At 67.5% G+C, this 20281-nt stretch carries 24 protein-coding genes and 1 tRNA gene; 10 read left to right on the top strand and 15 right to left on the bottom strand.

Going from position 1 to position 20281, the window contains the following annotated elements:
- Positions 1–38: 38 nt before the first annotated feature.
- The gene (locus OG205_RS31825; RefSeq protein ID WP_330271646.1) at positions 39–782 is read left to right on the top strand and encodes a class I SAM-dependent methyltransferase; all 744 of its coding nucleotides are present in this window, start codon (positions 39–41) and stop codon (positions 780–782) included.
- Here OG205_RS31825 and OG205_RS31820 read toward each other — a convergent pair whose 3' ends face one another.
- From OG205_RS31820 to OG205_RS31780, 9 genes are all read right to left on the bottom strand, one after another.
- Positions 783–1595 carry a carbohydrate ABC transporter permease gene (locus OG205_RS31820; protein ID WP_330271645.1) on the bottom strand — a complete coding sequence of 271 codons (813 nt, stop codon included), beginning with the start codon at positions 1593–1595 and terminating at the stop codon, positions 783–785. It lies immediately after the preceding gene.
- Positions 1592–2470, bottom strand: coding sequence for a carbohydrate ABC transporter permease (locus tag OG205_RS31815; protein WP_330271644.1), 879 nt, complete (start codon positions 2468–2470; stop codon positions 1592–1594). The genes OG205_RS31820 and OG205_RS31815 overlap by 4 nt, the downstream gene beginning before the upstream one ends.
- Positions 2467–3696, bottom strand: coding sequence for an ABC transporter substrate-binding protein (locus tag OG205_RS31810; protein WP_330271643.1), 1230 nt, complete (start codon positions 3694–3696; stop codon positions 2467–2469). The genes OG205_RS31815 and OG205_RS31810 overlap by 4 nt, the downstream gene beginning before the upstream one ends.
- A 40-nt stretch (positions 3697–3736) precedes the next feature.
- The gene (locus tag OG205_RS31805) at positions 3737–3931 is read right to left on the bottom strand and encodes a hypothetical protein (RefSeq protein WP_330271642.1); all 195 of its coding nucleotides are present in this window, start codon (positions 3929–3931) and stop codon (positions 3737–3739) included.
- 76 nt (positions 3932–4007) lie between these two features.
- The gene (gene glfT1 / locus OG205_RS31800; protein ID WP_330271641.1) at positions 4008–4910 is read right to left on the bottom strand and encodes a galactofuranosyltransferase GlfT1; all 903 of its coding nucleotides are present in this window, start codon (positions 4908–4910) and stop codon (positions 4008–4010) included.
- A gap of 3 nt (positions 4911–4913) precedes the next feature.
- Positions 4914–5732 (bottom strand): galactan export ABC transporter ATP-binding subunit Wzt/RfbE, encoded by an 819-nt coding sequence (gene wzt / locus OG205_RS31795; RefSeq protein WP_093594700.1) that lies wholly within the window; start codon positions 5730–5732, stop codon positions 4914–4916.
- 17 nt (positions 5733–5749) lie between these two features.
- Entirely contained in the window at positions 5750–6667 is a 918-nt protein-coding gene (gene wzm, locus OG205_RS31790) for a galactan export ABC transporter permease subunit Wzm/RfbD (RefSeq protein ID WP_330271640.1), read from the bottom strand.
- A gap of 59 nt (positions 6668–6726) precedes the next feature.
- Positions 6727–7578 carry a class I SAM-dependent methyltransferase gene (locus tag OG205_RS31785; RefSeq protein WP_330271639.1) on the bottom strand — a complete coding sequence of 284 codons (852 nt, stop codon included), beginning with the start codon at positions 7576–7578 and terminating at the stop codon, positions 6727–6729.
- A 56-nt stretch (positions 7579–7634) separates the two neighbouring features.
- Complete coding sequence (locus OG205_RS31780) at positions 7635–8111, bottom strand: bacterial proteasome activator family protein (protein WP_442916605.1); 477 nt, start codon at positions 8109–8111, stop codon at positions 7635–7637.
- 90 nt (positions 8112–8201) lie between these two features.
- Between OG205_RS31780 and OG205_RS31775 the strand changes: the two genes are divergently transcribed.
- Entirely contained in the window at positions 8202–9401 is a 1200-nt protein-coding gene (locus OG205_RS31775) for a cysteine desulfurase-like protein (RefSeq protein WP_319976199.1), read from the top strand.
- 17 nt (positions 9402–9418) lie between these two features.
- The gene (locus OG205_RS31770; protein ID WP_330271638.1) at positions 9419–10063 is read left to right on the top strand and encodes a class I SAM-dependent methyltransferase; all 645 of its coding nucleotides are present in this window, start codon (positions 9419–9421) and stop codon (positions 10061–10063) included.
- Here the strand turns inward: OG205_RS31770 and OG205_RS31765 are convergent.
- Positions 10047–11012: an NAD(P)H-quinone oxidoreductase gene (locus OG205_RS31765; RefSeq protein WP_330271637.1), complete on the bottom strand. Its 966-nt coding sequence runs from the start codon at positions 11010–11012 to the stop codon at positions 10047–10049. The two genes, OG205_RS31770 and OG205_RS31765, sit on opposite strands and share 17 nt — an antisense overlap.
- A gap of 45 nt (positions 11013–11057) precedes the next feature.
- On the opposite strand from OG205_RS31765, the gene OG205_RS31760 reads away from it, so the two are divergent.
- Both OG205_RS31760 and OG205_RS31755 read left to right on the top strand, forming a co-directional pair.
- The gene (locus tag OG205_RS31760; protein ID WP_330271636.1) at positions 11058–11690 is read left to right on the top strand and encodes a GNAT family N-acetyltransferase; all 633 of its coding nucleotides are present in this window, start codon (positions 11058–11060) and stop codon (positions 11688–11690) included.
- Between the two features lie 78 nt (positions 11691–11768).
- Positions 11769–13280 carry a M28 family metallopeptidase gene (locus OG205_RS31755; RefSeq protein WP_330271635.1) on the top strand — a complete coding sequence of 504 codons (1512 nt, stop codon included), beginning with the start codon at positions 11769–11771 and terminating at the stop codon, positions 13278–13280.
- Between the two features lie 55 nt (positions 13281–13335).
- Here the strand turns inward: OG205_RS31755 and OG205_RS31750 are convergent, their stop codons facing one another.
- From OG205_RS31750 to OG205_RS31740, 3 genes are all read right to left on the bottom strand, one after another.
- Positions 13336–13797: a hypothetical protein gene (locus OG205_RS31750; RefSeq protein WP_330271634.1), complete on the bottom strand. Its 462-nt coding sequence runs from the start codon at positions 13795–13797 to the stop codon at positions 13336–13338.
- Positions 13798–14481: 684 nt separating this feature from the next.
- Positions 14482–14703, bottom strand: a complete 222-nt coding sequence (locus OG205_RS31745; protein WP_330271633.1) for a DUF2188 domain-containing protein — start codon at positions 14701–14703, stop codon at positions 14482–14484.
- A gap of 5 nt (positions 14704–14708) precedes the next feature.
- Positions 14709–14873, bottom strand: a complete 165-nt coding sequence (locus tag OG205_RS31740) for a hypothetical protein (RefSeq protein ID WP_330271632.1) — start codon at positions 14871–14873, stop codon at positions 14709–14711.
- A 37-nt stretch (positions 14874–14910) separates the two neighbouring features.
- Here OG205_RS31740 and OG205_RS31735 point away from each other — a divergent pair, with 37 nt between their 5' ends.
- Positions 14911–15375 carry a helix-turn-helix domain-containing protein gene (locus OG205_RS31735; protein WP_330271631.1) on the top strand — a complete coding sequence of 155 codons (465 nt, stop codon included), beginning with the start codon at positions 14911–14913 and terminating at the stop codon, positions 15373–15375.
- A gap of 190 nt (positions 15376–15565) precedes the next feature.
- On the top strand, positions 15566–15943 hold the full coding sequence (locus tag OG205_RS31730; protein WP_330271630.1) for an ImmA/IrrE family metallo-endopeptidase: 378 nt from the start codon (positions 15566–15568) through the stop codon (positions 15941–15943).
- Positions 15944–16021: 78 nt separating this feature from the next.
- Here the strand turns inward: OG205_RS31730 and OG205_RS31725 are convergent.
- Positions 16022–16106: transfer RNA gene (locus tag OG205_RS31725), tRNA-Ser, on the bottom strand.
- 28 nt (positions 16107–16134) lie between these two features.
- Positions 16135–16566, bottom strand: a complete 432-nt coding sequence (locus OG205_RS31720; protein WP_330278271.1) for a MarR family winged helix-turn-helix transcriptional regulator — start codon at positions 16564–16566, stop codon at positions 16135–16137.
- Between the two features lie 164 nt (positions 16567–16730).
- On the opposite strand from OG205_RS31720, the gene OG205_RS31715 reads away from it, so the two are divergent.
- The 3 genes from OG205_RS31715 to OG205_RS31705 all read left to right on the top strand — a co-directional run bounded on the left by OG205_RS31715 (position 16731) and on the right by OG205_RS31705 (position 19947).
- On the top strand, positions 16731–18446 hold the full coding sequence (locus OG205_RS31715; protein ID WP_330271629.1) for a bifunctional metallophosphatase/5'-nucleotidase: 1716 nt from the start codon (positions 16731–16733) through the stop codon (positions 18444–18446).
- A gap of 96 nt (positions 18447–18542) precedes the next feature.
- Entirely contained in the window at positions 18543–19112 is a 570-nt protein-coding gene (locus tag OG205_RS31710) for a hypothetical protein (RefSeq protein WP_330271628.1), read from the top strand.
- A 55-nt stretch (positions 19113–19167) separates the two neighbouring features.
- Entirely contained in the window at positions 19168–19947 is a 780-nt protein-coding gene (locus OG205_RS31705) for a hypothetical protein (RefSeq protein ID WP_330271627.1), read from the top strand.
- The last annotated feature ends 334 nt before the right edge of the window (positions 19948–20281 follow it).

Here is a 20281-nt window from a genome sequence, read left to right as displayed (position 1 = left end):
CTGCGCAACCTCACCCCGAGCTCAGACGTCCGGGATGCATGGGGGATATCAAGAGAGCAGATTTCTACGACGGACCTGCCCACGACTACCTGGGCTACTGGAAGGGCCGCGACTACGAGCACGCCGCGGAGCGCATCGCGATCGACCGGCTGCTGACCGGCCGGCGCTTCGCGAACGCGGTGGACGTGGGCGGGGGCTATGGCCGCATCACCGCGTTGCTGCCGAAGTACGCGGACCACGTGACGCTGGCCGAGCCGAGCAGCCGCCAGCTCGACATCGCGGCGAGGTTCCTCGACAAGGGGATCGAGCGGGTTCAGGCGCAGGCCGCGCGGCTGCCGTTCGCGACCGGCTCGATCGAGCTGGTGACGATGATCCGCGTCATGCACCACCTGCCCGACCCGGCGGCGGAACTGGCCGAGATCGCCAGGATCCTTGCCCCGAAGGGCACCGCCGTCATCGAGGTCGCCAACCTCGGGCACGCCCGCAACCGCCTGCGCCGGCTCGGCAGGGGCATCCCCACCGAGCCCGTGGACATCCGGTCACCGGAGAACCGGCACGACGACGAGATCCCGTTCGTCAACCACAACCTCGACACCGTGACCAGGCAGCTCTCCGTGGCCGGACTGCGGGTGGAACGTTCGCTCTCGGTGTCGAACCTGCGGTCGGGCGCGCTGAAGAGGGCCGTGCCGCACCGCGTGCTGCTCGGTCTGGAGAGGGCGGCCCAGCCGGTGCTGGCCAGGATGAGGTTCGGGCCGAGCATCTTCCTGCTGGTCGCCCACTGATCAGTCCTTGATCCCCGTCTCCGTCACGCCGCGCACCAGGAACCGTTGCAGCGCAACGAAAACCACCACCAACGGCGTGATGGAGACGGCGGCCGCCAGGAACAGCTGCGTGACGTCGATCGACTGCGAGGTCAGGAACGTGGACAGCGCCACCTGCACGGTCCACGAGTCCTGGTCCTGCGCGATCACCAGTGGCCAGAGGAACTGGTTCCAGCTGGTCACGAACGCGATCACGCCGAGCGCCGCGAAGAACCCCTTCGAGTTCGGCACGACGACCCGCCAGTAGGTGCCCCAGTGGCCGAGCCCGTCGATCCGCGCCGCCTCCTCGAGCTCGCGAGGGAAGTTCAGGAAGTACTGCCGGAACAGGAACGTGGTGAACCCGCTGAACAGCCCCGGGATCACCAGCCCGCGCAGGTCGGACACCCAGCCCAGCGTCGAGACGACCACGAACGTCGGCACGAACGTGACCGCGGCCGGGATCATCAGCGTCGCGATCACCAGGTACAGCACGACGTTCGAGTACCGGTACGGAATCCGCGCGAGCCCGTACCCCGCCAGTCCGCACAGCAGCAGCTGCCCGGCGGTCTGCAGCACCGCGACGACCAGCGAGTTGACCATGCTGCGCACCATCGGCACAGCCGGGTTGCTGAACAGCGAGGCGAAGTTCTCCCAGTGGATCTCGCTGGGCCAGAACGTCCACGTCGGCGCGGTGATCTCCTGCTCGGTCGCCAGACCGTTGCGCAGCACCAGGTAGAACGGGATCAAGAACAGCATCGCCGCCAGCGACAGCGCCACGTACCGGACGGCCTTCATCGGGTGATCACCTTGCCCTGCAACAACGTCACGCCCGCGATCAGCAAGGTCAGGATCACCGCGCCCGCGCTGCCGTGTCCGAAGTCCTGCCCGCCGGACCCGAGCGCCGTGTAGTAGAGGTAGATCAACGGCGGCCGCGCGAACGGCGGGTAGCCGCGGTCGGTGCCCAGCACGTTGTAGAACTCGTCGAACGCCTGGTACGCCGCGATGAGCAGCAACAACAGCACCGCGATCGACGTCGTGCGCAGCTGCGGCAGCGTGATGTACCGCAGGGTCTGCCAGCCGCGTGACGCGCCGTCGATCCACGCGGCCTCGTAGAGGTGCTGCGGAATCCGTTGCAGCCCCGCGATGAACAGGATCAGGTAGAACCCGAGCTGCAGCCACAGCCGCAACGTCACGAGCACCAGCCAGTACCAGGGCGGCGACGTCGACACCGTCCACGCGATCGGCTCGGCGCCGAACCACCCCAGCACCGTGTTCGCGAGGCCGAAGCGCACGCCGTTGAAGATCGACAGCTTCCACACCAGCGACGCCACGACGTACGAACAGGCCGTCGGCAGGAAGAACACCGACCGGAAGAACGCCTTCATGAAGCTGATCTGGTTCACCAGCAACGCCAGCGCCAGCGCGAGCACGAACGTCAGCGGCACGATGAACACCGCGAACACGCTGAACGTGCCGAGACTCCGCAGGAACGGCTCGTCGGTCAGCATGTCGGCGTAGTTGCGCAGCCCGACGAACGATGTGGGTGTCACCGTGTTGCGGGCGTCGAAGAACGACAGCAGCAGGCTCCACCCGATCGGCACGTACACGAACACGAGCAGTCCCAAAGCGAACGGTCCGACGAACAACCAGAACGCGCGTCCGTGCCTCATCCGTACAGGCGCTTCAGCTCGTCCCGTGTCTTGTCGGCGGCGGCCTTGAGCTCGGCGTCAGCCGGAGCGCCGTCCCGCACGACCCGCGACACGGCGTCGTTGAACGCGGTCCGCATGACCGAGGTCCAGTCCGGCGGGTTGGACGCCTTCGCGTTGTCCCGCACGAACTTCACCGCGTCAGCCGCCGCACCGGTGGTCAGCTTCGAGGCCTTCTCCGAGATGCTCCTGCGCGGCGGGATGTGGAAGCCGTAGCTGAGGTTGAAGTCCTCCTGGTAGTCGGTCCGCTCGATCCACAGCCACTTCACGAACTCCTTGGCCTCGTCGATCCGCTTCGACTTGGCGTTGATCATCGCGCCGAACGCGCCGACCGGCACGCTGGCCTTGCCGGAAGAGGAGAACTTCGGGAACGGCAGCACGCCGAAGTCGTCGCCCAGCGCCTTCTGGATCGCCGGCACGGTCCACAACCCGGTCCACTGCATGGCGACCAGACCCTGCGTGAACGCGTCCGGTTCCGCCCAGTCCTTCACCGCGCCGAGCAGCAGGCTGCCGCTGGAGTAGAGCTCGCGCAGCTTGCCGATCGCCTGCGCCGCAACGGGATCGTCGAACCCCACCTGGTGGTCGCGCACGTAGTCCAACCCGGCCGACCACAGCGCGGGCCCGCCGAGCACACCGCCGCCACCGTCGTTGCCGGCGAAGAGGCCCTTGACCCCGTCCTTCGTGAGGCGCCGGGAAGCGTCGATCAGCTCATCCACAGTGGACGGTGGCTGAACCCCGGCCTGCTGGAGGAAGCTCTTGCGGTAGAACAGCATCTGCATGTCCACGGCCTGCGGAACGCCGTAGAGCTTCCCGTCGACGGTGTGCGTCGCGAGAATCGAGTCGGTGAAGTCGCTCCTGGCGTCGCCGAAGACGTCGTCGAGCGGCACGAGCTGGCCCGCCCGGACCGAGCTGATCTGCGGGGTGGACTCGAAGACGTCCGGTCCGCCGTCGGACAGCAGGCTCGTCGCGAGCTTGGAGTCGTAGTCGCCGGGGTTCCACTGCACGTCGACCGGCGTCTTGGTGAACGCCTTGGCGTAGCGCTCCACCGCCTGCTGGACGCCGGGCTCGCCGTACGCGTGGTACCACTGCTTGAGGGCCTGGCCGTTGCCGTCCCTGCCGGTGTTCGAACCGCACGCCGCGAGCAGTGCGCTCGCGCCGGCCAGGGAGAGAAGTCTGCGTCGGGAGATCACTCATCCCGTCTTACTCCGATCACGTCGGGTGCGCGACCGGTTACTCGAAGTGCGCTACCACGACGTTGGAGAAGTTCACGACGTACTCGCGGCCGTCCGGAGCCGCGATCGGCTGCGTGTGGCCGTTGCGGACGATCTGCGTCAACCGGGGCGCGAGGTCGTCCCGCGTCTCGTCGGTGACCGTGAGGCTGATGGGGTTCGGATTGGCGGCGAGGAACAGCACGAGTCGGCTCATGCGTTCAGCAAACCGCGTTCCGGTGCCGTGCTGAGGGCGGTTCCGCTCGCAGCGATTCCGCCCTCAGCAGATCACGTCACTTGCGGAAGAAGCGCTCCCGCTGACCGAGGCGCACGAGCTTCAACCACTCGACGAACGCCTTCGGATCCTTCTTCACCGCGAGGAAGTACAGGCCGAAGCGGAACACCTCGAGCGCGCCCAGCTTGCGCATGCCCGGCTGCGACAGCAGGTACCCGCGGTTGCGGTAGGTGTAGTACCGCTTGATCTGGTTCTCCGGGTCCTGCGCGTGGAACCGGCCACCCAGCATCGGCTTGAACTCGTCCGAGCCGTCCGGGTGCACGTAGGCGACCTTGAGCGACGTGCCGAACGGCAGCCCGCTGCGCACCAGGCGGCGGTGGACCTCGACCTCGTCGCCGCGGAAGAACAGGCGGTAGTCCGGCACGCCGACGACGTCGAGCGTCGAGGCGCGGAACAGGGCGCCGTTGAACAGCGAGGCGATGCCCGGCAGGAAGTCGGTGCCGAGGTCGGCGGCCGAGCGCTTCCACGTGAGGCCGCGGCGCATCGGGAACGCGAGCTTGTCCGGATTCTCGATGTTCGTGACGACCGGCGAGATCTCGGCGAGGTTGCGGCGCTCGGCCTCTTCGAGCAGGACGGCCAGCACGTTCTCGTCGGCCGGGCGGCCGTCGTCGTCGGCCAGCCACACCCAGTCCGCGCCCAGCGAGAGCGCGTGCAGGATGCCGAGCGCGAAACCGCCCGCGCCGCCGAGGTTGCGGTGCGACGCGAGGTACGTAGTGGGCAGCGGGCACTGCTCGACCAGGTCGTTGACCGGCTGGTCGGGGCCGTTGTCGACCACGACGAGGTGGTCGGGGACGCGAGTCTGGGTGGCCAGCGCCTTCAGCGACTCGGCCAGCAGCTCCCTGCGGTGGCGGGTGACCACCACCGCGACGACGGAGCCCTTGGGCAGTGCCTCGAGGTTCACTGTCTATTCGCCGCCGTTTCCGCTGAGGACGGGAGTGGAGTAGCCGAGCCTGGCCAGCTGGTCGGTGCTCATCCGCTCGAACGGGTCGAAGCCCTTGTACTCGGTGAGCACCTCGCGGAGACCGCCGTGCATTTTGACACGGCCTTCGTCCATCCAGATCGCGCTGTCGCAGAAGTCCAGCAACGTCTCGTCGGAGTGGTTCGCGAACACCAGCAGACCGGAGCGGGCGACGAGGTCCTTGAGGCGGTCGCGGGCCTTCGCCATGAATGCCGCGTCGACCGCGCCGATGCCCTCGTCGAGCAGCAGGATCTCGGGGTCGATCGAGGTGACGACGCCGAGCGCGAGCCGCACGCGCATGCCGGTCGAGTAGGTGCGCAGCGGCATCTGCAGGTAGTCACCGAGCTCGGTGAACTCCGAGATGTCGTCGACGCGCTTTTCCATCTGCTTGCGGGTCATGCCGAGGAACAGGCCCCGGATCATGATGTTCTCGTAGCCGGAGATCTCCGGGTCCATGCCGACGCCGAGGTCGAAGACCGGCGCCACCTTGCCGACGATGCGCGACTGGCCGCGCGTCGGCTCGTAGATGCCCGCCAGCAGGCGCAGCAGCGTGGACTTGCCGGCGCCGTTGTGGCCGACCAGGCCGACGCGCGCGCCGTCCTTGAGCGACAACGAGATGTCGTGCAGCGCCTCGATGATCGGCACCCGGCCCTCGGAGCCGATCTTGCCGCCGACCTTGCCGAACGCCAGTTTCTTCAGCGACCTCGACTTGGCGTCGAAGATCGGGAAGTCGACCGATGCGTTCCAGACGTCGATGCTGACCATGGTTTTGCCGACCTCCTTTAGACCCAGTAGGAAACGCGGGCGCGGTAGTTGCGCAGGATGACCATCGCGAGCGCCCAGCCGGCCACGGTGAAGCCGCCGACGATCGCCCAGTGGTGCCAGTCGACCGCGTGACCGAGCAGCGGGGCGCGGACCACCTCGACGAAGTGGTACACGGGGTTGAGCTCGGCGATCAGGATGCGCCAGTCGTTGCTGCCACCGCCGCCGGTGACCTTCTGCAGCACGCCCGCGTCCCAGACGATCGGCGTCATGAAGAAGACCAGGTTGATGAAGCTGGTCACGACCGGCGGGATGTCGCGGAAGCGGGTGCTGATGACGCCGAACGCCAGCGCGACCCACACCGCGTTGAGCGCGAGCAGTGCGAAACCGGGGATCGCGAGCACGATGGTCCAGCTCAGACCCGGATGAACGGGACCGCCGTCACTGATCGTGTACTGGTGGTTGAGCGAGGTGAAGAAGATCGCCAGCACGATCGCGTAGACCGCGAGGTTGTGCAGCAGGAAGAGCACCTGGCGCCACACCATGCGCATCACGTGGACGGTGATCGGCGCGGGGAGGTGCTTGATGAGCCCCTCGTTCGCGATGAACACGTCGGTGCCCTCGGTGATGCAGCCGAGGATGAAGTTCCAGACGATGAAGCCGACCGTGACGTACGGGAGGAACGTCGGAACGTTCGTGTCGAACAGCACGGAGTACAGCAAGCCGAGCGCGAGGGCTGTCGTGCCCATCGAGATCGTGATCCACAACGGACCTATGACCGATCGGCGATAGCGCTGCTTGATGTCCTGCCAGCCGAGGTGGCCCCACAGCTCGCGGTGGTCCCACGCCTCACGCACATCGGCGAACGCGCGCTTGAAGCTGCGCGACTTGATGGCAGGCGGCGCCTCGGGGTGGTCGAGGGTACTGGTGGCTTGCACGAGGACTGAGCGTACCGGCGTCTCAGATCGGACCTGGACGCCGGTACGTCACGGAGTGGTCAACGAGCGGGGATCTTGGTCACCCGCATGGTCACCTGCTCGTTGTCGTAGGTGAACGCTTCGTAGCTGAACTCGATCCCGGTCTGCTCGACGTACTCGGTCCACGCCTGGTGCTCGTGTTCCATCCAGCCCGGGAAGTTGAAGTACTCGTCGAAGTGGACGACGCTGCCCTCGACCAGGCGTGGGCCGACCAGTTCCAGCACGGTCTTCGTGGAGGAGTAGAGGTCGCAGTCCACGTGCAGGAACGTGACGGGACCCTCGTTCTTCTCCAGGAACTCCGGCAGCACCTCGTCGAACCAGCCGACGACGAGCTCCGCGCCCGGCACCTCCGGCAGTCCGTCGACGTTGAACGCGCCGGCGGGGAAGCCGTTGCGCCAGTTCTCCGGCAGGCCCTCGAACGAGTCGAAGCCGAAGACGCCCTCGCCGCCGCGCGCGGTAGCGATGATCTTCAGCGTGGTGCCCTGGTAGACGCCGAACTCCAGCGCGAGCCCGCCTTCGGGGGCAAGCGTCAGCGCGTGCTCCAGCGTCTCGTGCGGGTGGCCGAACTGAGGGGCGTGCGGCATGTTGTCGCGCACGAACCTGGCGCTTTGCAGCGCCGCCTCCTGCTCGCCCGCGAACACGAGGTCGCGGCGAGTGCGGATCTCCAGCTGACGGGCCTGGTCGACGGCCCGGTCGCCCTGGTGCCGGATCTCGTCGCGCACCTGCTTGCCCAGATCGTCCACCTGGCGTTGCAGCTCGTCGACCTGCGCGCGGATGGGGGCCACGGCGTCCGTCACGATCTCGATCGCCTTCACACGCATCTTGTGGCGCAGTTGCTTCGCCGACAGGGCACGGCGCACCTGCTCGAGCACGATGGCTCCTCTCCAGGAAGTTCAGCGCATCGTAGAACCACCCCCTGGTGTCTCGGCTAGAGGTACTGGCCGGTGCCTTTGCCCGTGATGCCACCCTCGGCGCCCTCGCCACCGCTGCCGGCGGGCAGGGCACGGCCGCGCATCTGCTCCAGCTGGGCGCGGGCCGCCATCTGCTGGGCGAACAGCGCCGTCTGGATGCCGTGGAACAGGCCCTCCAGCCAGCCGACGAGCTGAGCCTGCGCGATCCGCAGCTCGGCGTCGGACGGGGTGCCGTCCTCGGTGAACGGCAGCGACAGCCGCTCCAGCTCCTCGCGCAGCTCCGGCGCCAGGCCGTCCTCGAGCTCCTCGATGGACCGCTTGTGGATCTCCTTGAGACGGTTGCGGCTGGCCTCGTCCAGAGGCGCCGCCCGGACCTCCTCCAGCAGCTGCTTGATCATCGTGCCGATCCGCATGACCTTGGCCGGCTGTTCGACGAGGTCGGCGAGGTCGCCGTCCTGTCCGCCGACGATTACGACGGGCTGCTCCTGGTTCATGGTCTCCATCCTCGCGTGATTCGCGTTTCGACCCTAAAGCGGGTGGGGCTGGTCGTTGCTGTGTTTGCTCGCATACGTACGGTGTGTGTCATGGCGTTCGACGTCGCACGGGTACGAGGGCTCTTCCCCGCGCTCGGCGACGGCTGGGTCCATCTCGACGCACCGGCCGGCATGCAGGTGCCCGAACAGGTCGCCACCGCCGTCTCCACCGCGCTGCGCGCCCCGGTCTCCGGACCCGGTGGCATCTTCCCGGCCTCCCAGCGGGCCCAGGGCATCGTGGACGCCGCCCGCAGGTCCGTCGCGGACCTCGTCGGTGCTGATCCCGCCGGTGTCGTGCTCGGCCCGTCTTCCGCTGTGCTGCTGCAACGCCTCGCCGACGCGATGACCGACGACTGGTTCATGGGCGACGAGGTCCTGGTTTCCCGTCTGGACCATCCCGCGAACATCGCTCCCTGGCTGCGGGCCACCCAGCGCACCGGCAGCGCGGTCAAATGGGCGGAGATCGACATTGAGACCTGCGAGCTGCCGAGCTGGCAGTTCGACGAGCTGGTCACCGACCGCACGAAGCTGATCGCCATCACGGCGGCGTCCGGCGTGGTCGGCACCCGCCCTGACCTCGCCAAGATCTCCGCGGTGGCTCGCGCGCACGGGTCGTTGATGGTGGTCGACGCCTCCGCCGCGGCGCCTTTCGTGCCGTTGGACATCGTTGGCATGGGCGCTGACGTCGTGGCTCTCTCCGCCGGCCAGTGGGGCGGTCCGCCGGTCGGCGCGCTCGTGTTCCGCGACCCGTCGGTGCTGGAACGGCTGCCGTCGGTCTCGGTCGACCCGATGGCGCGTGGCCCGGAACGGCTGGAGCTCGGCCCGCACGCGTACCCGATGCTCGCCGGTCTCGTTGCATCCGTCGAGTACCTCGCGGACCTCGACGACGCGGCGTCCGGCACGCGCCGTGAGCGGCTGCTCACGTCGTTGGGATCGGTGAAGGCGTACCAGGCCGGGCTGCTCGCTAATCTCATCAACGAACTGCGTTCGCTGCGACACGTGATGGTGATCGGCGACGCCATGCGGCGGGTGCCCGCGCTGGCGTTCTCGATCGCCGGGGTCAAGGCGGAGGACGGCGTCGAACACCTCGCTTCGCGGGGCGTCTGCGCGTTCGCCGATCCCGGCCAGTACGGGGTGTTCTCGGTGCTGGGTGTCGGCGAGATCGGCGGCGCCATCCGCATCGGCCTCGCGCACTACACGAACGCCGTCGAGATGGACGACCTGGTGCGGGCGGTGGCCGAACTGGGCTGAGAGCTTGGAGATCATTCTTGGACGACTCGCTCGCCCGCGAGCTCGCTGATCTCTCGGCCCTGCACCGCATCGGTTCGCTGAACACCGAGTACCTGCCGGTGCTGTCCGGCGACCTGCGCCCGGCCGCGCTCGTCGCGGTGATGGACGAGATCGTGCTCGGCGCCCGGACCGTCCTGGTCGAACTGGGCTGCGGCTCCTCCTCGGTCCTGCTGGCGCGTTTGTTGCAGCAGCGCGGTTTCGGGCACCTGTTGTCGATCGAGCACGACGAACGCATGGCTGCTTTCGTTGCCTCGCAACTACGACGTGAAGGTCTGGGCTCGGTCGCCCGCGTCGTGCACGCGCCGTTGTCGCGGCATCCGGCGGCGCTGCCGCGGCACGGCCAGTGGTACGCGCCGAAGCTGGTGCACGACGAAGTGCTCGGGTACGTCGAGCGGTTCGGGCTGGTGGACCTGCTCCTGGTCGACGGACCTGGATTCGGTGACTCGCGCTATCCGGCGCTGCCCGTGCTGCGCGCGGTGCTGGCGCCGGGAGCGACGGTGCTGGCCGACGACGTCGACCGGCCGGACGAACAGGCGGTGCTGGCGCGGTGGTCCGAGGAGTTCGGGCTGGAGTTCCGCACGGCTCCCCGGACCGCGCTGGCCATGGCTACCGTTCCCGCTTGAGCAGGACCTTCCCGAAGACGTCGCTGGCCTCCAGCAGCCGGTGCGCCTGTGCGGCGTCCGACATCGGCACGACCTGGCCGACGATCGGCTTGACCGCACCGCTCTCGATCAACGGCCACAGGTGCTCGCGGACCTGCGCCACGATCGCGCCCTTGCTGTCGACGCTGCGGCCGCGCAACCCGGTCGCCATCACCGACGCCCGCTTCGCGAGCAGCTTGCCGATCGGCAGCTCACCCTTCACGCCGCCCTGCATGCCGATGATCATCAACCGGCCGTCGGGGGCGAGGACGTCGATGTTGCGGGGGAGGTAGGAGGCGCCCATGTTGTCGAGGACGACGTCCGCGCTCTTCACCTCGGCCACGAAGTCCTGGGTCTTGTAGTTGACGGTGATGTCCGCGCCGAGCTCGGCGCACTTGCGCAGCCGTTCGTCGGATCCCGCGGTGACGGCGACGGTCGCGCCGAGCGCCTTGGCGACCTGGATGGCGTGCGTGCCGATGCCGCCCGCGCCGCCGTGCACCAGGAACGTCTCGCCGAGCTTGAGCCGGCCGTCCATCACGACGTTCGACCAGACCGTGCACGCGACCTCGGGCAGTGCGGCGGCCGTGACGACGTCGACGCCCTGGGGGACGGGCAGCAGCTGGGCCGCCGGGACGACGACCTTCTCCGCGTAGCCACCGCCGGCGAGCAGCGCGCACACCTCGTCGCCGACGTTCCAGCCGGTCACGCCCTCGCCGAGCTGGGAGATCGTGCCGGAGCACTCCAGCCCGATGATGTCCGACGCGCCCCGCGGCGGCGGGTACAGACCCTGCCGCTGCAACAGGTCCGCACGGTTGACCGCGCTCGCGGCGACGTCGATCAGCACCTCGCCCTCGCCGGGCACCGGGTCGGCGACCTCGGTCCACTCGAGCACGTCCGGGCCGCCGGGTTCGCGAACAGTGATGGCACGCATACAGTCGACCGTAATACCGTTCGACACGTCCGGCACCATCGGATCATGGACGCCTGGCCGCTACGACATCTGGTCCTCCGCACCCCGCGCCTGGAGCTGCGCCCGGACGACGACTCCGGGCTGTTCGAGCTCATCGACGTGGCGCTCGCGGGCGTGCACGACCCGGCCGAGATGCCGTTCAACGTGCCGTGGACCGACACGCTTCCCGAAGACCGCGGGCTCGGCCTGCTCCAGCACTTCTGGGGGCAGCGCGCGAAGTTCACCGCGAACGACTGGGTGATCAGCTTCATCGTCCGGCACGAGGGCAGGGCGATCGGCGTGCAGGACGTCGGCGCGCGCGACTTCGGTGTGCTGCGCGAGGTGGGCACCGGCTCGTGGCTCGGCAGGGAGTTCCAGGGCAACGGTTTCGGCACGGAGATGCGTGTCGCCGTGCTGCAGTTCGCGTTCGACCACCTGGGCGCGCACATCGCTCGTTCGGCGGCTTGGCAGGGAAACCACGCGTCCAACCGGGTGAGCGCCAAGCTCGGCTACGTGCACGACGGCACGATCGGTCTGGCACCGCGCGGAGAACGCCTTGAGCACGTGCGATTGCGTCTGGACGAGGCGAACTTCGTGCGACCGGAGTGGAAGGTCACCGTCGACGGGCTAGCGGAGTGTGTTCAGCTGATCACCAGCTGAACTCCCGCCGACCGACGGATTGTGTCGTGGGTCTCCCTTTTGTGAGGGTTCAGCCATCTCGAACGAAGGGGACCGTTCATGTCCGGCAGAACCAAGCTGGCGACTGTGCTTGCCATCTCGGCACTAGTCGCAGCCCCTACCGCCACGGCGTCCGCCGCCGCTGACCCGGCAGGCCCCGCACTCGCCAAGAAGCTCGCGAAGAAGGTCACCGTCGAGGGTGTCAACCGGCACCTGATCGCGTTCCAGCGCCTCGCCGACCGCAACGGCGGCAACCGCGCGGCCCTGACGCCCGGCTACGACGCCAGCGTCGACTACGTGGCGGGCAAGCTCCGCGACGAGGGCTTCATCGTCACGACGCCGAACTTCACCTTCGACATCCCGGTGACCGACGCCGAAACCGCCCGCGTCGACGGCGTGAACTACCAGGCTCTGATCCTGACCGCCTCGCCGCAGACCCCGGCCGGCGGCATCACCGGCCCGCTGCGCGTGGTCCCGGAGGACGCCACCCCCGGCTGCGAGGCCAGCGACTTCGCGGGCCAGGACTTCACCGGCTCGGTGGCCCTGATCCGCCGGGGCGCCTGCACGTTCGAGCAGAAGCACCTCAACGCGTTCGCCGCCGGCGCCATCGCCGTCCTGGTGTCGAACAACGTCGCGGGCCCGCTGTCGAACGTGACGCTGACCAACCCCGGCAAGATCCCGACCGCCGGCGTCTCCCAGGCCGACGGCACCACGCTCGCCGGCAAGGCGGGCTCCCAGGTCACCGTGGACTTCCGCTTCCACACCGAGAGCCGCACCCAGCGCAACGTCATCGCCGAGACCCGCACCGGCCGCAAGAACAACGTCGTCATGGCCGGCTCGCACCTCGACAGCGTCGAAGTGGGCCCCGGCATCAACGACAACGGCTCCGGCTCCGCGGCGCTTTTGGAGACCGCCCTGCAGCTCGGCTCCCGCCCGAAGGTCGACAACGCCATCCGGTTCGCCTGGTGGGGTGCTGAGGAGCGCGGCCTGATCGGCTCCGAGGAATGGGTCCGCCAGCAGACGTTCGAACAGCAGCTCGACATCGCGCTGTACCTGAACTTCGACATGGTCGGCTCCCCGAACACCGCGTACTTCATCTACGACGGCGACGACTCCGACGCCACGGGCGCGGGCCCCGGCCCGTACGGCTCGGCCCAGATCGAAAAGGCCTTCGCCGACTACTTCACCGCCAAGGGCGTCCCGACCGAAGGCACCGACTTCTCGGGCCGCTCCGACTACGGCGAGTTCATCGCGCAGGGCATCCCGGCCGGCGGCCTCTTCACCGGCGCCGAAGGCGTCAAGACCGCCGCGCAGGCAGCCAAGTGGGGCGGCACGGCAGGCGTCGCCTACGACCCGTGCTACCACTCGAAGTGCGACAACCTCGGCAACATCGACCGAGTCGCTCTCGGCCGCAACGCGGGCGCAATCGCGTTCGTGACCGCGGCCTACGGCGTCTCGACCGAGGACGTCAACGGCGTGCCGCCACGTGCGAAGCGCGCCGAAGCCCGCAAGTCCGCGGCGCTCATGAAGACCGCGTCGCACGACGACCACACGCACCTGGCCGTCTCGTAGTCCGCTCTTTGTTAGGTGACGGCGGCGGTGCCTTCGGGCGCCGCCGCCGTTTCGTTCAGCGGCTCAACTCGTCCCGCGCTGCGGCGAGAAACGCGACCTTGGGCCCCTTGAGGTGGTCCCACAGCGAGCCGCTGACGGGCTCCTGCCAGAGAACGTGATCGAGAGCCTTGACGTACGCACGCGCCAACTCGTGCAGCGACGAGGCGAACAGCACGTGGATCATCCGCTCGCACACCCACAGCTCGTCGACGACATCGAGGGCCGCAGTCTTCCAGGCAGCCGTGTCGTCCTGGTCCTCGGCCGCACGCTCGGCCTGCTGCCCGGCCCGGATGAACTGCCGTAACAGCTCCAGCTGCTCCACCCGCCGGGCATCGGAACGCTCAGCGGCCAGTTTTCTTTGTTCATTGCGTTCGACGCGACGCTGCACGGTCGTCTGCACCAGAAAGGACAGACCACCGCCGAACAGCACTCCGACCAGAGAAAGGATCGCGGGCCACACCTGTGTCTGCGTCTGCATGCCGCGACTAATACCAAACGATCACTTGCGGAAGCGGAGGGATTTGAACCCCCGGACGGTTGCCCGTCTCTGCTTTCAAATCTTCCGCTGGTTGTCCGGGCCTGTTCGGGCTAGTCCGCGGTTGTCGGTCGCCTGGGCAGGGGGCGCTGTCCCGTCCCAACCCGTCCCAGGCCATTGCTACAACCGTAGCTACACCTCGTCCTGAGGCTCGCCTGGTAGCTGTCCCGTCCCGCCGGTCCTTGGTTGGGCGGCTTTGGCATGTCCGGCGGCCGATGACGCGGAGCGTTGGCGGGCGTCGATCGCCGTGCCCTGCTCGGTCAGGTCTTGGATCGCGCGATCGTCCTGAGGCCTGGGTACTGGGAGCTCCTGGGTGTCGCCGTCGGCGGCGCGCTGCCGTGGATGGACGCTGGCCGCGCCGCACGGCCGACGGGCGGAGCGAAGCGGGAGCCCGGCGTGCCGGGATGGATGGGGAGTCGGTGCCAACGTGACAGGCCCCGCGCGCGCCGCCGACGGCGGCGCGTCTTGATCCCATAGAGCCAAGTCTCCCTTGGAGACAAGCGGGCAGCCCTGCAGAAGCTCACCGAGACGTTGGCATAGACCCCTCGCCATGGTCTTGGTACCTTAAAAGTAAGAGGACCAGGCCGTCACCCACGGCCTGGTCCTCTTATCGGTTGGCGCTAGCGATTAGCCCTGAGGTGGGTACGGGTCGTTCCCGTACGTCCACTCGGTCTCGATCGTGCCGTTCGCACGACGGACCTGGAGCTGGCTGGGCTGGTTGGCGGTCGCCACCGTCCTGCCCGCCTGAATCGCCGCGTCCTTCGTGTAGTGACGCGAGAGCACCGATCCGGCGTGCGTCACCTGCCAGTTCGAGCCGTCAGGGCTCACCACGTACAACTTCCGTGCCATGTCGATCACTTCTCCTTTCGCACGCCCTTGAAGGGCGTGCCGTCCGACTTCCCGTCCATGAACTGACCGTTCGGCCCGCGCTTGAGCCAGGTACCCGTCTGCGGGTTCTGGGTCTGCGAACGCTGGCGGACAGCACCCTTGCGGGACCCGTGTCCCGTGTTCTTGGCCATGACGACCCCTTCCTGGTGTTGCGCCTGAGCAACACCGATGCCGAACCATAACACACAGGTGTTGAGAGAGCGCAACACCGATGCGACACTGACATGGACCACCACCATCGGAGGAGCAATGCAGGACAGAGTCGACGTGGCGCGACTCCGGGCCGCCTTGGACGCAGAACGGAGAACCCGGGAAATATCTTGGCGCCAGCTGGCGCAGCAGGCCGGAATCAGCCCTTCCCTGCTGAGCAGAATGCAGAACGGCAGCAAGCCGGATATCGAGAGCTTCGCGGCGCTAGTTCAATGGCTAAAAGTGCCTGCGGAAAACTTCATGACAAATGCGGTCACTGAGTCAGGGAGGGGTAACGCCAAAGAAGGAGAAGCAGGATTTGAAGCAAAGTTCGCGCTTCTGCTTCGATCAGACGGCGAGTTCACTCCCGAAGATCAGACCCACTTGCAGTCGCTAGTCGAGTCAACCGCAAAGTATCTTAGAGAGAGACGATCGAGCAAGTAAGATGACGCTTCCCCATGGCTTTAAGGCCGACTCAATTAGGTTCGCCAACGAGGTGAGAGAAGAAATTGGGTTGGGACACCGAGACCTCCTGGACGTCCGCAAGCTGGCCGCACAGTGGGGAGTCGAGGTTGTCTCAATGGAGGACCTTCCATGTCCGGCGGAGTCACGTGCGCACTTCACGGAAAGTCGAGTGGGGAAGCTCTCAGGTTATTTGTTTCCAACCCCAGACGGGTTGGCGGTCGTCTACAATCCCGCTCATGATCGCTTCCGGACCAGGTCGACGGTAGCTCACGAAATTGCGCACGTAATTCTTGAGCACGAGTTCGACCTGCTCATTGGCGATGATGACGGGTGCAAGTTTGGCACTGGCACTCAGGAGGAAGAGGCGAACTGGTTCGCTGGCGAGCTTCTTCTTCCTCAGGGTGCGGCTCGCGCTGCCGTGTTCAGGGGCGACACCTACGAGTCGGTGAGCGCACAATTTGACATCAGCATTCAAATGGCGCGTTGGCGTATGAACATTTCCGGTGCCGTGCAGATTATGAAGCGCCGCAGTGGGGCCAGGCGGTGAGGCTCCGTTGCTACACCCGTTGCTACACCAGAGGGGGTGTGACCAGCCTCAACAGCCGGTCACACCCCCTCTGAACTGCGGAAGCGGAGGGATTTGAACCCCCGGACGGTTGCCCGTCTCCCGCTTTCAAGGCGGGTGCATTCGGCCGCTCTGCCACGCTTCCCCGACACCACCGGCGTCAGCGTCAAAGCCTAGCTGTTCGACTCCCGCAGGTGTGTCATGACCCGGTCGAACACCTTGGCCAGCACCTCGCCCTCCTCGGGCGTGATGAGGTCGACGATGTGCTCCCTGACCCCGCTCAGGTGCGTGGGGGCGGCCGCGACCAGCTGCGCCATGCCGGCGGCGGTGAGTTCGGCGAGTACGCCTCGTCCGTCCTCTGTGCACTCGCGGCGGGAGACGAGGCCGGCCTTCTCCATGCGCGCCACCTGGTGGGAGACGCGTGACTTCGAGGAGGCGACGTCTTCGGCGAGCTGCGTCATTCGCATGCGGCGATGAGGCTGTTCCGACAGACGAACCAGAATCTCGTAGTCCGCCAGTGACACTCCGTGGGTGTCCTGCAGCTCTCGGTGCAGGCGGTCCATGAGCATGGACGAACCGTTCACGTAGGTGCGCCACGCGCGCATCTCGCCCTCGTCGAGCCAGTGCGGCTCCTGCTCACTTGATGTCACGCGAACAAGGTTAGTCCTGAGCATGACGATCCAGTCATTGCTCTGGAAAACGTGGCCTTCGGAAGGCAGACTCCTCCGCCGTACACGCGCGTTAACCACGCCATCGAAAGGCTCCACGCATGAGTTCGTTCAGACGGCTTTCCGTTCTGGCGATCACCGCCGCCGCGGCCACTGTCATCAGCTCTACCGGGGCAGCCCAGGCCGATGCCCAGTCACTGCGCGGTCGGGGCACGGTTGACGTGCGCCTGATCGGAATCAACGACCTGCACGGCAACATCGAGCCGCCCACCGGGTCGTCCGGGCGCGTCATCCTGCCGGACGGTACGACCGTCGACGCCGGTGGCGCCGCCTTCAACGCCACGCACATCAAGAACCTCCAGAAGGAGGTCAAGAACTCCGTCATCGTCGGGCAGGGCGACCTGATCGGCGCGTCGCCGATCGTGTCCGCGCTGTTCCACGACGAGCCGACGATCGAGGTGCTCAACAAGGTCGGCATGGACGCGACCGCGGCGGGCAACCACGAGTTCGACGAGGGCTACAAGGAGCTTCTGCGCATGCAGCGCGGTGGCTGCCACCCCGTGGACGGCTGCCAGTTCAGCGAGAAGTACAAGGGCGCGAACTTCCCGATCCTCGGTGCGAACGTCACGGACGCGAAGCACGGGCTGCCGGCTCTGCCGCCGTTCTGGGTGGAGATCCGCGACGGGATTCCGATCGGCTTCATCGGCATGCCGCTCAAGGACGTGCCGATCCTGGTCGACCCGAACGGCATCAAGGAGCTCAAGTTCGGTGACGAGGTGAAGGCGGCCAACAAGTACGCCAACCTCCTCGACGCGATCGGCATCAAGTCGATCGTGCTGCTCGTGCACCAGGGCGACCAGGTCACCTCGACCGGTGGCGGGCCCAACGCGTGCAACGTGGCCGCGAACAACCCCGGCAGCGTCATCGCCACGCAGGTCAGCCCGAAGATCGACGCGGTCTTCTCCGGCCACAGCCACCAGCACTACAACTGCGTGGTCAAGGACCCGGCCGGCAACCCGCGGCCGTTCATCGAGGGCCTGGCCTTCGGTCGTGAGCTCAGCGTCGTCGACCTCAAGATCGACCGCCGGACGCGCGACGTGGTCCGCGGCGAGACCAAGGCCGACAACAAGATCGTCACCCGCACCGTGACGCCGGACCCGGCGATCCAGTCGATCATCGACCTGGCCAAGACGAAGTCGGCCCCCATCGCGAACCGGCAGGTCGGCACGATCGGCGCCGACATCCTGAAGCTGCAGAACGCCGCCGGTGAGTCGCCGCTCGGCAACCTGATCGCCGACTCGCAGCTGGAGCTCACCAAGGGCAACGGCGCGGTGCTCGCGCTGATGAACCCCGGTGGTGTGCGTTCGGACCTCACGTTCGCGGGCTCCCCCGCGGGTGAGGGCAACGGCGTGGTCACCTACGGCGAGACGTTCACCGTCCAGCCGTTCGGCAACATCTTGCAGACGGTCACGCTGACCGGCGCGAACATCCAGGCGGTGCTGGAGCAGCAGTTCACCGCGGCCAGGCAGTTCGTGCTTCAGCCGTCCGCGGGCCTGAAGTACAGCTGGTCGAAGGACGCGCCGTTCGGTTCGAAGGTCTCGAACGTGACGCTCAACGGCGTCCCGCTCGACCCGGCCGCGAGCTACCGCGTGACGATCAACAGCTTCCTGCAGGGCGGTGGTGACGGCTTCAGCGAGTTCACCAAGGGCACGAACATCACCGGTGGTGGCATCGACCTGGACGCGTTCTCCGCTTACCTCGCGGCGCACCCGAACCAGGCACCTCCGGCGCTCGACCGCATCACGCAGCTGCCGTAACCGCAGAACGCAGCTGAAGGCCATCCCGGCGACAGAAGTCGCCGGGATGGCCTTTTCGCATGCCTGACTGCTCCATTTGATCTAGGGTGAGGGCCGATGTCGTGGTTGCGTCGGCTCCTGCTGCTCGCCGGTCTGGTGACCGGCGCCTGGCTGCTGGGCGCCGCAGGGGAGGCGAGCGCCGACGTCCGGGTCGAGATCGACCAGCTCAGGGTCGAGGTGAAGCTCCCCGTCGTCGACATCGGTCTCAAGGTCGAGACCAGGCCGCAGCAGCAACCCGAAGCGCCCGTCCCGCCGAAGTCGGACCCGCGCGTCGAGCCTCCGGAACCTCCCGCGGCACCGCCGACGCCGGCGCGTCCGGTCGAGGCGCCCGTTCAGGTCGAGGCTCCCCAGCAGCAGCACGCGGCACCGCAGCCGCCGCCGTCGTCGGCGACACGCCCCACGAACCCCGTGCCCGTCCCACATCAGCCGCAACCGCAGGCCGAGCAGCCGATGCCCGGCACGCTCCCGCAGAGCGGTGCGGGTTCGGCCACGAGCACTCAGATCCCGGCGGGCACGCTGCCGCACGCGATGCGGCCACCCACCACCACAGCGTCTCTCGTCAGCACCGAACAGCAGGACGTGCCGCGCACAGTGCGCGCGGAGGAACCGACGTTCTCTCCCGACTGATCCCACGTGCCGCACCAGCACAGGGATCCGTCATCACATTTCAGGGAGAACAGTCATGCGCAAGAACCTCAACCGCACCATGTCCGCGGCTCTGCTGACCGGTGGCCTGATGGTCGCGTCCGCCGGATGGGCTCAGGCCATCCCCGTGCCGCTCAACATCGACGACGAGGTCCGCGTCGGCAACCTCGTGAGCGTCCCGGTCAAGGTCTGCGGCAACGCGATCAACGTCCTGGGCAACAGCGACGCCACCTGTGAGGAGAAGCCCGCCGCGCGCACCCAGGCCGACAAGGCCCTGGTCTCCGCGCCCGTCACGGTGTGCGGCAACTCGGTCGGCGTCGCCGGCGGCGGCACCGGCAGCTGCGGCGAGACCAAGCCGCAGGAGCCCAACGGCACCGTCGAGGCCCCCGTGACGGTCTGCGGCACCAGCGCGGCGGTGCTCGGCACCGCGAGCGGCGACTGCGGCAAGACCGAGACCCCCGAGCAGCCGGAGCAGCCCGAACAGCCGGAGCAGCCGGAGCAGCCCGAGCAGCCGGGCGAGAACCCCGAGAACCCGGGCAACGAGAACCCCGGCAACGGCAACCCCGGTGGCGGCAACAACAACGGCGGCAACAACGGCGGTAACAACGGCGACAACTCCGGCAGCGGCAACACGGGCGACGACTCCGGCGCCGGCACCCCGCAGACCGGCGACAAGGCCTCGCAGCGCGCCTCGGCGCTCATCCCGAACCTGTCGAAGACGGGCGCCGACCCGCTCGAGTTCCTGCTGGTGGGTCTCGGCCTGATGACCGCGGGCGTGATGGCCCGCCGCGGTGCGCGCCGAATCACCAAGGCCTGATCCTGATCAATATCTGATCGTTTTCCCCAATCGCCCGGCGAGAGATTCTCTCGCCGGGCGATTGCTGTCTGCAGTGTCGATCTCCGCAGGTCACCCGTCCGACTTCACCAATTCAGGTTTGGTGTGAGGTGTTGAGAAATGCGGCGATCAAGCGCATAGTCGATAACGAGCTGGCAACCGGTAGGTGAATGAACTCAGACCACCCGGAGGCCACGCCCAGAAGGGGTAGGTGGTGCTGTGCAGGTATCTCCTCGCTGTGGCGAAACGCGGTCTGTCGCATCCCCGCGAGCGGACTGGACGTGACCGGTCCGGTCGCGACTGTGTAGCGATGGAC

Source organism: Lentzea sp. NBC_00516, assembly GCF_036346835.1.
Taxonomy (GTDB): domain Bacteria; phylum Actinomycetota; class Actinomycetes; order Mycobacteriales; family Pseudonocardiaceae; genus Lentzea; species Lentzea sokolovensis.
The sequence above is the reverse complement of the archived record's forward strand: the minus strand, read 5'-3'. Positions and strand labels throughout refer to the sequence as shown.

Coding starts and splice junctions, on each gene's coding strand:
- OG205_RS31825 (WP_330271646.1), top strand. CDS start 39: ATGGGGGATATCAAGAGAGCAGATTTCTACGACGGACCTGCCCACGAC.
- OG205_RS31820 (WP_330271645.1), bottom strand. CDS start 1,595: ATGAAGGCCGTCCGGTACGTGGCGCTGTCGCTGGCGGCGATGCTGTTC.
- OG205_RS31815 (WP_330271644.1), bottom strand. CDS start 2,470: ATGAGGCACGGACGCGCGTTCTGGTTGTTCGTCGGACCGTTCGCTTTG.
- OG205_RS31805 (WP_330271642.1), bottom strand. CDS start 3,931: ATGAGCCGACTCGTGCTGTTCCTCGCCGCCAATCCGAACCCCATCAGC.
- wzt (WP_093594700.1), bottom strand. CDS start 5,732: ATGGTCAGCATCGACGTCTGGAACGCATCGGTCGACTTCCCGATCTTC.
- OG205_RS31780 (WP_442916605.1), bottom strand. CDS start 8,111: ATGAACCAGGAGCAGCCCGTCGTAATCGTCGGCGGACAGGACGGCGAC.
- OG205_RS31775 (WP_319976199.1), top strand. CDS start 8,202: ATGGCGTTCGACGTCGCACGGGTACGAGGGCTCTTCCCCGCGCTCGGC.
- OG205_RS31765 (WP_330271637.1), bottom strand. CDS start 11,012: ATGCGTGCCATCACTGTTCGCGAACCCGGCGGCCCGGACGTGCTCGAG.
- OG205_RS31760 (WP_330271636.1), top strand. CDS start 11,058: ATGGACGCCTGGCCGCTACGACATCTGGTCCTCCGCACCCCGCGCCTG.
- OG205_RS31755 (WP_330271635.1), top strand. CDS start 11,769: ATGTCCGGCAGAACCAAGCTGGCGACTGTGCTTGCCATCTCGGCACTA.
- OG205_RS31750 (WP_330271634.1), bottom strand. CDS start 13,797: ATGCAGACGCAGACACAGGTGTGGCCCGCGATCCTTTCTCTGGTCGGA.
- OG205_RS31745 (WP_330271633.1), bottom strand. CDS start 14,703: ATGGCACGGAAGTTGTACGTGGTGAGCCCTGACGGCTCGAACTGGCAG.
- OG205_RS31740 (WP_330271632.1), bottom strand. CDS start 14,873: ATGGCCAAGAACACGGGACACGGGTCCCGCAAGGGTGCTGTCCGCCAG.
- OG205_RS31735 (WP_330271631.1), top strand. CDS start 14,911: ATGCCGAACCATAACACACAGGTGTTGAGAGAGCGCAACACCGATGCG.
- OG205_RS31720 (WP_330278271.1), bottom strand. CDS start 16,566: ATGCGCGCGTGGCGCACCTACGTGAACGGTTCGTCCATGCTCATGGAC.
- OG205_RS31715 (WP_330271629.1), top strand. CDS start 16,731: ATGAGTTCGTTCAGACGGCTTTCCGTTCTGGCGATCACCGCCGCCGCG.
- OG205_RS31710 (WP_330271628.1), top strand. CDS start 18,543: ATGTCGTGGTTGCGTCGGCTCCTGCTGCTCGCCGGTCTGGTGACCGGC.
- OG205_RS31705 (WP_330271627.1), top strand. CDS start 19,168: ATGCGCAAGAACCTCAACCGCACCATGTCCGCGGCTCTGCTGACCGGT.